A 12537-nucleotide genomic window follows, 5' to 3' on the forward strand; every position below is an offset into this window, starting at 1 on the left:
CCGCAGTCGCGAGCGAAGGTGGCAGTGTGAGCGACGAGAACCCGCTGCAGCCACCGTGGCTGAACGCGCCGCCGGTCGAGGAATACCCGTACGAGGAGAGCCACGACCTACGGGTCGGGCCGAAGCTGCACCCCGCGCTGGACGGACTGCTGCCCTACATCGGCCTCTGGCGTGGCCGGGGCAAGGGCGGCTACCCCACCATCGAGGACTTCGACTACGCCCAGGAAATCCGGATCAGCCACGACGGCCGGCCGTTCCTGCACTACGAGTCCCGCGCCTGGATCCTCGACGAGCAGAGCAGGCCGGTCCGCCCGGCCGGGCGTGAGGTCGGCTGGTGGCGGCCGGTGATGGTGGACGGCCGAGCCACCGACGAGCTGGAGGCCCTGATCACGACCCCCACCGGCGTGATGGAGCTGCACCTGGGCAAGCGCACCGGCACCCAGGTCGAGTTCGCCACCGACGCGGTCGTCCGGTCGCCGACCGCCAAGGAGGTCACCGGGGGGCACCGCCTCTTCGGCATCGTCGAGGGCGCGCTGCTCTACGCCCAGGAGTTGGCCGCGGTGGGGCAGCCGCTCAGCCCGCACCTCTCCGCCCGGCTCATCCGGGTCGGCGGCTGACTAGACGGGGAAACCCAGCAGGGCGTGTAGGGCGGGGGTGCGTGGGCAGGGAGCCCGACGCACCCCGTCCAGCGTGTGGACCTCGGCGGCCCCGCGTACCGACGAGGTGAGCCAGACGCCGTCCGCCGCGTGCAGCTCGGCCGTGGTGACCCTCCGCTCGGCGGCGCTCAGGCCCAGGTCGGCGGCGTGGGCGAGCAGCCAGGCCATGGTCGTGCCGGGCAGGATGCCGGTGGTGGCGGCCGGCACCGTGCAGAGCGTGTCGCCGGCGAGCCACACGACGTTGGCGGTCGGGCCCTCCAGCGCGTAGCCGTCGGAGGAGATCCAGAGCACGTCGTCCACGCCGGCACGGACGGCCCAGCGGCGGGCGGCGCTGTTGGCCGCGTACGACGTGGATTTGATCCCGGCCGGCAGCCAGCTCAGCCCGTTGCGGGCGTCGGCGGGCATCCCGAGTGGCAGGGTGGCGACACTGATCCCCTCCCGTCGGGCCGTCCGGGACGACGTCGGCACCTCGTCGAGCGTGGCGTAGATCGTCGGCGGGCCGCCGGCCGGGCCTCGGGTGCAGACCAGCCGAAGTGCCCCCTCCACCTGCGTTGGCCAGCCCGCGCGTACCTCGTCGAGCAGGTCGACCAGCTCGGCGGTGGGGGGCAGGGTCAGCTCGATGGTGGCGGCCGAGGCGGCCAGCCGGGCCAGGTGCTCGTCGCGCAGCCACGGCCGGCCCTGACGCAGGTGCATGGTCTCGAAGAGCCCGTCGCCGCGCAGGACGCCGAGGTCGTCGCCGCGCAGGACGGGCTCGGTGGCCGGGACCAGGCCGCGCCCGAGCACGGCGATCCGGGCGGCCGGATCGGCCACGATCTCCCCGTCGGACGACATCGCCATGACCGTGGAGCGTAGCGGTGGTCCGCCGCGCGGCGGAGACAGCCGTGACAACCGAACTATGATCGGACGGTGTCCGAATCTTCCCTCGCGGAAATGCTCCGGGCCCGTGGGCTGCGGCTGACGGCCCAGCGGCAGCTTGTCCTCCAGGCGGTGCTCGATCTGGGCCATGCCACGCCGGAGCAGGTGCACACCGCGGTCCGGGAGGTCGCCGCCGGCGTCAACATCACCACCATCTATCGCACGCTGGAGCTGCTGGAACGGCTCGGCCTGGTGACACACACCCACCTCTCGCACGGTTCGCCGACCTATCACGCCGCGGGTGAGCACCAACACGTCCACCTGGTCTGCCGTGAGTGCGGCGCGATCGACGAGATCGAACCTGAGCTGCTCCGCCCGCTGGCCGACCAGTTGGCCGCGCAGCGGGGTTTCCGGGTGGACATCGGGCACGTGTCACTCTTCGGCGTCTGCGGTCGCTGCGAGAACGGGGACCAGACATGATCGACATCGCGGGCGCGGTGGCCGTCGAAAGCATCGACGAGGCCAGCCGCGACCAGCCGGAGCCGGCGCACGCGGCGGCCGGGGTGCGGGGGGTGGCCGCGCACTACGGCGACCCGCTTCGTGAGCAGCGTGTCCTCGACACCGAGGTCGGCCTGGTCGACCGGTCGCACCGGGGGATCATCGCGGTGCCCGGCGAGGAACGGGCCGGTTGGCTGCACACGATCACCTCGCAGCACCTGGCGACGCTGGCCGCCGGAGAGGGCACCGAGTTGCTGGTGCTCTCCCCGCACGGTCACATCGAGCAGCACGCGCTGGTCGCCGAGGACGGCGAGACCACCTGGCTGGACACCGAACCAGGGGCGACCGAGGGCCTGCTCACCTATCTGGAGAAGATGCGGTTCTTCAGCAAGGTCGAGCCCCGGGACGCCACCGCCGAACGGGCGTTGCTGTCGCTGGTCGGGCCGGCGGCGCCGGAGGCCCTGGCCACGCTCGGGGTGACCGGGCTGGCCGCCCCGGATTTGATTCCCGTTCCCGGCCCGAAGTTCGCCGCCGGCGCCGTGCCGCCCCGGGCTGGCGTGCGGTACGACGTCCGACCGTTGCCGACGGGCGGCTGGGCCCGGCGCGGTCCGCTCGGGGTGGACCTGCTGGTGCCCCGGTCGGCGATGGAGCAGGTGGTGGCGGAGCTGCGCGGCGCGGGCGTGCCGGTCGCCGGCCTCTGGGCGTACGAGGCGATCCGGGTTGCCGCCCGGCAGCCTCGGGTCGGGGTGGACACCGACCACCGGACCATCCCGGCCGAGGTGGACCTCATCGGCCCGGCGGTGCACCTGGACAAGGGCTGCTATCGCGGCCAGGAGACGGTGGCCCGCGTGCACAACATGGGCCGGCCACCGCGCCGCCTGGTGCTGCTGCACCTGGACGGGGTGACCACCGACCAGCCGCCGGCCGCCGGTACGCCGGTGACCCTCGACGGCCGGGCGGTGGGTTTCGTGGGCTCCGCCGTGTTGCACCACGAGTTGGGTCAGGTCGCGCTCGCCGTGCTGAAGCGCAACGTCCCGGACGACGCCGCCTTGCTGATCAACGAGACCGCTGCGGCGATCGACCCGTCCTGAGCGGGCCGTCTAGGATCGCCGGCATGACGACAGGGACGTTGATCACGGTGGCTCCGACCGGCGCGGAGTCGGCCAAGGCGGAGGTGCCGGCGCTGCCGGTGACGCTGGACGAGCTGCTGCTCACCGCCAAGGAGTGCGAGGCGCTCGGCGCTGCCGTGATCCACGTCCACATCCGCGACGACGCGGCGCGGCCGACCCTCGACCCGGTGCGCCTGGCCGACACGGTGGCGGCGCTGCGGGAGAGCACCGACCTGATCGTGCAGCTCTCGTCCGGTGGCGCGGTGACCGACCCGGAGGCCTCGCGGCTCGCCGTGCTCGACGCCCGTCCGGACATGGCCTCCTGCACCATGGGCACGGTCAACTTCGGCGACGACGTCTTCCTCAACCGCTGGGAGTTCATCGTCGACCTGCACACCCGCATGCAGGAACGCGGGATCGTGCCGGAGTACGAGATCTTCGACCTCGGCCACCTGGCCGCGTTGCAGCGGCTTCTCGGCAAGTACGGGCTGCCGGCCGGTGGGCACGTGCACGTCGACTTCGTGATGGGCGTGCCGGGCGGCATGCCGGGCACCACCGAGACGCTTGTCGCGGCGCACCGGATGCTGCGGGACCTGCCCGAGGGCACCACGTTCGCGGCCACCGGCATCGGCCGCAGCACGATCCCGGTGCTGCTGGCCTCGCTGTCGGCCGGTGGGCACCTTCGGGTCGGCATGGAGGACACGGTGACGTACGCCAAGGGCCGCCCGGTGGAGTCCAACATGCAACTGGTGGCCCGCGCGGTCGCCTTCGCCCAGCTCGCCCAGCGTCCGCCGCTGACCACCGTCGAGGCCCGCGCGCTGCTCGGGTTGTAGGGCCCGCCACGCCCCGGCTGGTGTAAGGACGGCTCCGCCCTGGGCCCCTGTCACCCGGGCGGAGGACCTCCTGGTCACCCCGCCGCCGGGCGACCCCGGACCGTCGGTACCGTCCAGCCGTGACGAAGACGTACGAGGGCGGCGTGCCGCTCGCCGAGGTGGTCCGGTCCGGGTTCGTGGAGGGCGCACACCGCGGCTCGGTGGTGGTGCTGAACGCCGCCGGGGTGCCGGTGGCCGCCGCCGGAGATGTGACCGCACCGATCTTTCCCCGTTCGGCCAGCAAGCCGATGCAGGCGATCGGGATGGTCCGTGCCGGCCTGTCGCTGACCGACCCGGCCGACCTGGCGTTGGTCTCGGCCAGTCACGCGGGTGAGGCCTTCCACCTGGCCCGGGTCGACGCCCTGCTGGACCGGGCCGGGCTGGACTCCTCGGCCCTGCACTGCCCGCCCGATCTGCCGGTCGGCGCCGCGGCCCGGGAGGCGGTCCTGCGCGCCGGGGGCGGCCCGACCCGGGTGCAGATGAACTGCTCGGGCAAGCACAGCGGGATGATGCTGACCTGCCAGGCCGCCGGGTGGCCGCTGGACGGCTACTGGCGGCCGGAGCACCCGTTGCAGCAGAGCCTGCGGGCTGCCATCGAGGAGTTCACCGACGAGCCGGCGGCGGCGGTGGGGGTGGACGGCTGCGGCGCCCCGGTGCTCGCGGTGTCGCTGACCGGCCTGGCCGGCGCGTACCTCCGGCTGGTCGACGCCGAGCCCGGCTCGGTGCCGCGTGCGGTCGCCGAGGCGATGCGTGCCCATCCGGAGATCGTCGGCGGCACCCAGGCCGACGACACCCGGTTGATGCGTGGCGTCCCCGGTCTGCTCGCCAAGGTCGGCGCCGAGGGCGTGATCGCGGTGGGGGTGCCGGGCGTCGGCGCGGTGGCCCTGAAGATCGACGACGGAGCCGACCGGGCCCGGATGCCGGTGCTGGTCTCCGCGCTGCGCCGGCTCGGCGTGGACGCCCCCGTGCTGGCCGAGTACGCCGAGGTGCCGCTCTTCGGCGGCGGCGTCCCGGTCGGCGCGATCCGTCCGCTCTGGTGAGCGGCGGGTCCGGGCTGTCGGGGACGGTGGCTCGCGGATGAGCACCCGCCCCGTGGGCTCGGATTCGGGCCGGTCAGCAGGTCGAGCCGCTCCTGGTCGGCCGGGCCGGTCAGCTCAGGAAGTCGAGCAGGGCGGCGCTGACCGGCTCGGGGCGCTCCAGGGGCAGCAGGTGCGCGGCGTCCGGCACGTCGGGCAGCCGTACCGCGTCGGGCGCCTCGGCGGCGATCCGGTCGGCGAGCCGGCGGATGTCCGGCACGTCGGCCGCTCCTGCGGTGACCAGGACGGGCACCCGCAGTTCGCCGAGGCGGCCGATCGCGGGTGGCGCCAGCTCGCCCACCTCCACCGCGCCGAGCGCCAACTCGGCGGCGAGCGCGCGCTGATCCATCTCCTGCGCGAACGTGATCAGGTCGGGGTCGACGTCGGTCGGCTGGCGGGTCGGGCCGACCACCCAGAACCGCACCTCGCCGGCCGCTCCGGCGGCGAAGTCGTCGGGGTCGACCTCGCCGACGAGGTCGTCCCAGAGGTCGTTGGCCTCCTCGGACCACTCGTTGCCGGACACCGCCGTGCCGAAGAGCGCGAGCGCGCTCACCCGGTCCGGGTACGCCAGCGCGGTGTCGATGGCGACCGACCCGCCGAAGGAGCAGCCGACCAGGGCGGCCCGGGGCAGGTCGAGCGCGTCGAGCAGACCGGCCACGTCGTCGTGGTGCGCGAACGGCGTCGTCGGCAGCTCCGAGTCTCCGTACCCGCGCAGGTCGGGGACGATCACCCGGTGGTGGGCGGCGAGCGCGGGCAGCACGCCCCGCCACATCCGGCGGTCGGCGATACCGGCGTGCAGGAGTACGACGGGGGAGCCGGTGCCGGCCTCGTCGTAGGCGATGGCTGCTCCGTTGATTGTGATCTTGTCCACGGGACGGACCGTACGGAACGTGCGAGTGGCACGCAAACGGGATGTTGAGACGTTGCTAACTCTGGTTAGCATTTTGCTTGCAGGAGCTAGCAGGGCGGATTAGCGTCAGGGTCATGGCCACACCAAAGGACCTCCCCGACGTCGGCGGGTTCATTCGCGATCTGCGGCGCAACGCCAAGATTTCGCTACGGCAGCTCGCCGAGCAGGCGGGGGTCAGCAACCCGTACCTCAGTCAGATCGAGCGCGGCCTCCGCAAGCCCAGCGCCGAGGTGCTCCAGCAACTGGCCAACGCGCTGCGGGTCTCCACCCCGGCCATGTACCTGCGGGCCGGGCTGCTCGACGACAAGGAGGGCCACGGGGTGCTCGCCTCCATCGCGGTGGACCCCGACCTGACGATGGCCCAGAAGCAGTCACTCAGCCAGATCTACGAGACCTTCCGCCGGGAGAACGCCCGGCTGGCCGAGGCCCAGGCCGCCGCCGAGGGCGCCCGCGCGGAGGCCACCGCCGACGCGGCCCGGGCGACCACCCCGACCGACGTCGCCGACCAGCCGGCCGACGTGGCCAACCTGGCCGCCACCGGCCCCACCACCGCAGGCGGCACCCCGACCGAGGCCGTGCTCGAATCGGTCGCCGTCACCGAGGCGGGCACCGCCCCCGCCCCGACCCGCACCAACACCCCCGAGAAGAAGGCCGCCGAGACGGCCGAGGAGGAGACGTCATGACCGAGCCGAAGACCAACCGCATCCCCGCCCCGATCTACGCCGCCGCAGGCGCCGGTGAGCTGGCCCTGGAGCACCTGCGCAAGCTGCCGGCCGTGGTCGGTGTCCTCGGCACCCGGGTCGTCGCCGACCTGGGCGGCCGGGCCGTGCTGACCGGCTTCGAGCTGCGCCAGAGGGCCACCGAGACGCTGCGTACCGCCAACGAGACCGCGGAGACCCTGCGGGGTCGCGCGCAGGCCGAGCTGGACCTGGCCAAGCTCCGCGAGTCCGCCGACCTGGTCAAGCTGCGCGAGGTCGCCGACCTCGACAAGTTGCGTGCCGCCGCGACCCGCAACGCCGCCGTGGTCGTCGCCAGCGCCCAGGCCGCACAGGAGCGGGCGTTCGCCGCGTACGGCGCGCTCGTCGCCCGGGGTGAGCGGGTCGTCGGCGCAGGCGTGCTGGAGGCCGCCGAGACGGTCAACGCCGACATCGAGGCCACCGAGGGCGTGCCCGCGGCCACCACCCCGGCTGCTGTCGCCACCCTGGCCGAGGTGAAGGCCCCGGCCGAGGTGCCGACCCCGGCCGAGGTGGCCGAGATCGCCAACGCCAAGCCGGCCGTCGCCAAGAAGACCGTGGCCAAGCCGACCGTGGCCAAGAAGACCACTCGGGCGAAGGCCGTCAAGCCGGCCGAGACCCCGTCGGCGAAGCTTCCCCGGGCCACCAAGCGGACCCGCCCGGCCGCCGAGTAGTTCGTGGTGTCGACGACCCCGGCGGCGTCCTTGTCGGACGTAGCCGGGGTCCTCGACATAAGCTTGCCGGCATGGCAAACGCCGCGCCGCTCTTCGCGTTCGAAGTCCGTTACGTGATCGAGCTGATCCTGCTCGTCTTCGCGCTGATCATCCAGGGTGTCGCGCTGGTGCACGCCGTCACGCAGCGCTCCGACGGCTTCTCCGCCATCGGGACGCTGCCCAAGGGTGGCTGGATCGCCATCCTGGCGGTCTGCCTCGTGTTGACGCTGCTCGGCTTCGGCCCGATCAGCCTCTTCGGACTGATCGGCATCGCCGCCGCGCTCATCTACCTGCTCGACGTCCGGGTCGGTCTGCGCGACCTCAGTGACGGCAAAGGGTTCTGGTGAGAGGTTTCCGCTGGCCGCCACCGCCCGACGGTGGTCCCCGCACCTGGGGGCCCGGCCCGGGCGGGCCGCGTACCGGCCGACCGGCGTTGCCGGAGCCGGAGACCGAACTGGTCGCCACCCCGCACGGCGTCCGGCTGGAACGGCTGGTCACCGGCACCGGTGATCCGGTCACCGTGTTCGCGCACGGGCTGGGCAACGGCATCGCCACCACCCGACCGTTCGGCAGCGGGGTGACCGGCCGCAAGGTGTTCTTCCAGTTCCGTGGGCACGGCCGCTCCGAAGCGCCAGCCGGCCCGTGGAACTACCTCGACCTCGCCCGGGACCTGCGCGCCATCGCGGATCTGGGCAGCGCCAGCCGGGCGTTCGGGGCGAGCCTCGGCGCCGGTGCGCTCTGCCGGCTGCTGGCCGAGAGCCCGGAGCGCTTCGAGAAGCTGGTCTTCTTCCTGCCCGCGGTGCTCGACCAGCCGCGCGGCCCGGTCGCCTCCGAACGCCTCACCGCCCTGCTGGACGCCGTGGAGAGCGGGGACGCGTCGGCGGTCGCCGACGTCGTCTCGCTGGAGCTGCCCCCAGCGGTCCGCAACACCCCGGCCGGCTGGGCGTACCTGCGGCAGCGACTCGACCAACTGCTCCGCGACGGTCTGTCCGACGGCCTGGCCACGCTGCCCGAGCAGGCGCCGCTGCGCGACGCCGCCGCTCTGGCAGCCGTCACCGCGCCGGCGCTGGTGATCGGCTGCGCGGGCGACGACCTGCACCCGGTCGAGGTCGCCGAGCAGCTCGCCGCCGCGCTGCCCCAGGCCACCCTGCACGTGTACGACCGGCCGGGCGTGCTCTGGTCGGACCGCGCCGACCTGCGGGAGCGCGTGTCCGGCTTCCTGAACGAGTAACGCCGCCCGGTCATGTCATCAGGCGCGGCAATTCGGACGGCGGTTGTCAGGTATTGCTGACAACGTCGCTGGCATGACACAACCGCTAATCGGAAAGATCGCGCTCGTCGCCGGTGCCACCCGGGGTGCCGGGCGGCAGATCGCCGTCCAACTCGGCGCGGCCGGAGCCACCGTGTACGCCACCGGCCGCAGCACCCGGGCCGGCCGCTCGGAGATGGACCGGCCGGAGACCATCGAGGAGACCGCCGAGCTGGTCACCGCTGCCGGCGGCACGGGCATCGCCGTGCAGGTCGACCACCTGGTCCCCGAGCAGGTCCGCGACCTGGTCGCCCGGATCGACGCCGAGCAGGGCCAACTCGACGTGCTGGTCAACGACATCTGGGGCGGCGACCCGCTGGTCACCTGGGAGAAGCCGGTCTGGGAGCAGCCGCTGGACGCCGGCTTCCGTACCCTGCGGCTGGCCATCGACACGCACATCATCACCAGCCACTTCGCCCTGCCGCTGCTGATCCGCAAGCCCGGCGGGCTGGTGGTGGAGATGGGTGATGGCACCAAGGCGTACAACGACGACAACTACCGACTCTCGGTCTTCTACGACCTGGCAAAGGTCTCGGTCAACCGGCTCGCCTTCAGCCAGGCGCACGAGCTGAAGCCGCACGGCTGCACAGCGGTCGCGCTCACCCCCGGCTGGATCCGCTCCGAGGCGATGCTGGAGCACTTCGGCGTGACCGAGGAGACCTGGCGCGACGGGGCGGCCACCGACCCGAACTTCCTCATCTCGGAGACCCCGGCCTTCGTCGGCCGCGCGGTGGCCGCGCTCGCCGCCGACGAGGAGAAGGCCCGCTGGAACGGCAGGTCCGTCGACGCCGGCACGCTGTCCAAGGTGTACGGGTTCACCGACGTCGACGGCAGCCAGCCAGAGGCGATCCGGTACATCGTCGAGGTGGTCGACGCGGGCAAGCCGGCGGACGTCACCGGTTACCGGTAGAGCGCACGGAGCCGCTCGGCCGCCCCGGCGAACAGCTCCCGCAGCTCGGGTGGGTCGAGGACCTCCACCTCGGGGCCGAGCCCCAACAGTTGGTGGTACGCCACCCCGACGGACTCGACGGGCAACCGGGCCACCACCCAGCCCTGCCCGTCGGGTGCGCCGGCGGCGGCCACCACCTCGTCGTACACGAAGGGGGCATCGACCAGGTGCCGGAGCTGGCGCAGGCCGGCGGGGCTGAGCCGGACGGTGACCTCGGCCCGCAGCATGGTCCGCAGGAACGATCCGGCCTGCTCGCGCCAGTGCCCGGCCAGGTCGAAGCCCTCGTCGCGCTCGAACTGCTCCTCGCCCACCTCGACCCCGGTGACCCGGTCCACCCGGTAGGTGCGCGTGTCGTCGCCGACCCGGCCGACCAGATACCAGACGCCACTCTTGAGGATCAGCCCGTATGGCTGGACCCGGCGGGTCACCTCCCGGTCGCCGCGTCGGTAGCGCACCTCCACCACACGGTCTGCCCAGACCGCCCGGGCCAGCTCGGCCAACCACGGCGGCGGGCCGGTCTCCCGGAACCAGCCCGGCACGTCCAGGTGGAACCGCTGCCCGGCCCGGGCCGGGGCGTCCCGCAGGGCCGGCGGCAGCGCGGCGAGCACCTTCAGTTCGGCGGCGGCCACCGCGTCGGCGAGCCCCATGTCGCCGGCCGGTCCGGGCAGGCCGGCGAGGAAGAGTGCCTCCGCCTCGTCCCGGTTCAGCCCGGTCAGCCGGGTCCGGTAGCCGCCGAGCAGGCGGTAGCCACCGGCCCGACCCCGATCGGCGTAGACCGGCACGCCAGCGGCGGAGAGGGCCAACACGTCCCGGTAGACGGTCCGCTCGGAGACCTCCAGCTCCCGCGCCAGCTCGCCCGCGGTCATCGACCCACGCGCCTGTAGCAGCAACAACAGCGAGATCAGTCGGGACGCGCGCACCCGCCCATCCTGCCCGGCCCCGCTCAGCGTCCGCCGGGGGTCAGCAACCCCCTGTCGTAGGCGGCGGCCACCGCGGCGGCGCGGTCGTTGACGCCGAGCTTGGCGTACAGGTGCAGCAGGTGCGTCTTGACGGTGGCCTCGCTGATGAACAGTCGAGCCGCCGCCTCCCGGTTGGAGGCGCCGCGGGCCACCAGGGTGAGCACCTCCAGCTCACGCTGGCTGAGCGGCTCTTCGACCGGTGCGCGCAGCCGGCCCATCAGCCGGCCGGCGACGCTCGGCGCGAGCACCGACTCGCCCCGCGCGGCGGACCGGACGGCGCGGACCAGGTCCTCACGGGGCGTGTCCTTGAGCAGGTAGCCGGTGGCACCGGCCTCGATCGCCGGCAGCACGTCCGCGTCCGTGTCGTAGGTGGTGAGCACCAGCACCCGGGCGGCGCTGCCGGAGCGGGCCAACCGGCCGATGGCGGTCACCCCGTCCATCCCGGGCATCCGCAGGTCCATCAGCACCACGTCGGGCCGCAGCGTCGCGACCAGGGCCAACGCCTCGGCCCCGTCGGTGGCCTCGCCCACCACGTCGAACCCCGGGTCGCCGGTGAACATGCCGCGCAGCCCGTCCCGCACCACCGGATGGTCGTCGACGATCAGCAGTCGTATCGAGGTGGTCACCCGGCACCTCCGGGTAGCGCGGGGATGGACGCCGAGATGGCGGTGCCGCCGCCCGGCTCCGACTCGACGGCCAACTCGCCACCGACCCGGGTCACCCGCTGCCGCATGGCGGCCAGCCCGTAGCCGCCAGTCGGCATCCGGGGCGCCGGCTGGTCGGTGACCTCGAAGCCGGTCCCGTCGTCGCGCACGTCCAGGGTCACCACGTCCGCCATGTACGACAGGGTCAGCCCGACCCGTGAGGCGGAGGCGTGCCGGGCCACGTTGGCCAGCGCCTCCTGGGCGGCCCGGAGCAGGGTCACCTCGATCTCCGGGTGCAGCGGACGGGGCGTACCGGTGGTGGCGACCTCGGCGCGTACCCCGTGCAGGGCCGACCAGCGCCCGCCCAACTCGGCCAGCACGTCCGGCAGCCGGGCCGTCTCCAGCGACTCGGGGCGGACCGCCCGTACCGAGCGGCGGGCCTCGGTGAGGCTCTCCCGGGCCAGCGCGAGCGCGTTGTCGACGTGCCGATGCCAGTCGCCGGATCTGTCGCGGGTCTGCTCGGCCGCCTCCAGTTGAGTGATGATGCCGGCCAACCCCTGGGCCAGGGTGTCGTGGATCTCCCGCGCCATCCGTTGGCGTTCGTCCAGCACACCTGCCTCCCGTGCCTGGGTGAGCAGTTGGGCGTGCAGTCCAGCGTTCTCCCTGGCCGTCTCGGTGAGTTGGCTGTTGGCCTCGCCGAGTTCGGCCACCAACCGCTGGCGTTTGGCGTCCTCCTGTTCGGCGACCATCGCGAACCAGCTCACCGAGCCGGCCACCACCAGGTTGAAGAGCACCAGCAGCAGCCAGAGCAGCCAGTGCGACATCGCCACTGTCAGACCGCCGGCGTGGGAAGTGGCGATGAGGGCGGCCGTGGCGACCACCCCGGCGATCCGCCAACGCCTGGGCAGCACCGGAAAGGCGTGGATGTAACCGATCCAGGCGAAGAAGCCGTACCACGGGCTGACGGCCACCAGTGCGGCGGCGAAGGTGAGCAGCCCGACGTAGTAGACCGCCATCGGCCTGAGTCGGCTCTGCCAGCCGGGGTGCAGGGTGATGAACCAGGCGACCCAGCATCCGGCCGCCACGGTGACGGCGAGGGTGGGCATCACCCCGAGACTGCGGGGTGCCGGTGCGACGAGGGCCAGCAGGGTGCCCAGAGCCAGCCCACCGTAGGGAAACACCCGATAGAGGCTCGCCTCGTGCTTTCGCCAGTGGGTCAGGCGGTCGTGCCCACCGCTGCTGGTCATCGAATC

The 12537-nt window shown here is 73.2% G+C and carries 15 protein-coding genes; 10 read left to right on the plus strand and 5 right to left on the minus strand.

Features of this window, described 5'->3' with window-relative positions:
• Window positions 1-26 precede the first annotated feature (26 nt).
• On the plus strand, window positions 27-617 hold the full coding sequence (locus ABZ808_RS23585) for an FABP family protein (protein ID WP_357010283.1): 591 nt from the start codon (window positions 27-29) through the stop codon (window positions 615-617).
• Here the strand turns inward: ABZ808_RS23585 and ABZ808_RS23590 are convergent, their stop codons facing one another.
• Window positions 618-1493, minus strand: coding sequence for an aminotransferase class IV (locus ABZ808_RS23590; RefSeq protein WP_357010285.1), 876 nt, complete (start codon window positions 1491-1493; stop codon window positions 618-620). It lies immediately after the preceding gene.
• A gap of 69 nt (window positions 1494-1562) precedes the next feature.
• Here ABZ808_RS23590 and ABZ808_RS23595 point away from each other — a divergent pair, with 69 nt between their 5' ends.
• The 4 genes from ABZ808_RS23595 to ABZ808_RS23610 all read left to right on the plus strand — a co-directional run bounded on the left by ABZ808_RS23595 (window position 1563) and on the right by ABZ808_RS23610 (window position 5030).
• The gene (locus ABZ808_RS23595) at window positions 1563-1991 is read left to right on the plus strand and encodes a Fur family transcriptional regulator (protein ID WP_357010288.1); all 429 of its coding nucleotides are present in this window, start codon (window positions 1563-1565) and stop codon (window positions 1989-1991) included.
• Window positions 1988-3100 carry a folate-binding protein gene (locus tag ABZ808_RS23600; protein WP_357010291.1) on the plus strand — a complete coding sequence of 371 codons (1113 nt, stop codon included), beginning with the start codon at window positions 1988-1990 and terminating at the stop codon, window positions 3098-3100. The genes ABZ808_RS23595 and ABZ808_RS23600 overlap by 4 nt, the downstream gene beginning before the upstream one ends.
• Window positions 3101-3123: 23 nt before the next feature.
• Window positions 3124-3951 (plus strand): 3-keto-5-aminohexanoate cleavage protein, encoded by an 828-nt coding sequence (locus tag ABZ808_RS23605; protein ID WP_357010294.1) that lies wholly within the window; start codon window positions 3124-3126, stop codon window positions 3949-3951.
• Between the two features lie 119 nt (window positions 3952-4070).
• Window positions 4071-5030: an asparaginase gene (locus ABZ808_RS23610; RefSeq protein ID WP_357010297.1), complete on the plus strand. Its 960-nt coding sequence runs from the start codon at window positions 4071-4073 to the stop codon at window positions 5028-5030.
• 109 nt (window positions 5031-5139) lie between these two features.
• On the opposite strand, the gene ABZ808_RS23615 is transcribed toward ABZ808_RS23610, so the two are convergent.
• Window positions 5140-5937 (minus strand): alpha/beta hydrolase, encoded by a 798-nt coding sequence (locus tag ABZ808_RS23615; RefSeq protein WP_357010300.1) that lies wholly within the window; start codon window positions 5935-5937, stop codon window positions 5140-5142.
• Window positions 5938-6050: 113 nt separating this feature from the next.
• Here ABZ808_RS23615 and ABZ808_RS23620 point away from each other — a divergent pair, with 113 nt between their 5' ends.
• The 5 genes from ABZ808_RS23620 (at window position 6051) to ABZ808_RS23640 (ending at window position 9642) form a co-directional block, all read left to right on the plus strand.
• Window positions 6051-6659, plus strand: a complete 609-nt coding sequence (locus ABZ808_RS23620) for a helix-turn-helix transcriptional regulator (RefSeq protein WP_357010302.1) — start codon at window positions 6051-6053, stop codon at window positions 6657-6659.
• Entirely contained in the window at window positions 6656-7384 is a 729-nt protein-coding gene (locus ABZ808_RS23625) for a hypothetical protein (RefSeq protein ID WP_357010305.1), read from the plus strand. Before ABZ808_RS23620 ends, ABZ808_RS23625 begins: the two co-directional genes overlap by 4 nt.
• A 71-nt stretch (window positions 7385-7455) precedes the next feature.
• Entirely contained in the window at window positions 7456-7770 is a 315-nt protein-coding gene (locus ABZ808_RS23630; RefSeq protein ID WP_357010307.1) for a DUF2516 family protein, read from the plus strand.
• Entirely contained in the window at window positions 7767-8654 is an 888-nt protein-coding gene (locus ABZ808_RS23635) for an alpha/beta hydrolase (RefSeq protein ID WP_357010310.1), read from the plus strand. The genes ABZ808_RS23630 and ABZ808_RS23635 overlap by 4 nt, the downstream gene beginning before the upstream one ends.
• A 73-nt stretch (window positions 8655-8727) precedes the next feature.
• Entirely contained in the window at window positions 8728-9642 is a 915-nt protein-coding gene (locus ABZ808_RS23640; RefSeq protein WP_357010313.1) for an SDR family oxidoreductase, read from the plus strand.
• On the opposite strand, the gene ABZ808_RS23645 is transcribed toward ABZ808_RS23640, so the two are convergent.
• From ABZ808_RS23645 to ABZ808_RS23655, 3 genes are read right to left on the minus strand one after another with little or no spacing between them, the layout of a single operon-like run.
• Window positions 9633-10601 (minus strand): YafY family protein, encoded by a 969-nt coding sequence (locus ABZ808_RS23645; RefSeq protein ID WP_357010316.1) that lies wholly within the window; start codon window positions 10599-10601, stop codon window positions 9633-9635. The two genes, ABZ808_RS23640 and ABZ808_RS23645, sit on opposite strands and share 10 nt — an antisense overlap.
• Before the next feature lie 23 nt (window positions 10602-10624).
• Window positions 10625-11266, minus strand: coding sequence for a response regulator transcription factor (locus tag ABZ808_RS23650; protein WP_357010318.1), 642 nt, complete (start codon window positions 11264-11266; stop codon window positions 10625-10627).
• Window positions 11263-12531, minus strand: coding sequence for a sensor histidine kinase (locus ABZ808_RS23655; protein ID WP_357010321.1), 1269 nt, complete (start codon window positions 12529-12531; stop codon window positions 11263-11265). The genes ABZ808_RS23650 and ABZ808_RS23655 overlap by 4 nt, the downstream gene beginning before the upstream one ends.
• Window positions 12532-12537: the final 6 nt, after the last annotated feature.

The sequence above is a fragment of the Micromonospora sp. NPDC047527 genome (assembly GCF_040643015.1).
GTDB lineage: Bacteria > Actinomycetota > Actinomycetes > Mycobacteriales > Micromonosporaceae > Micromonospora.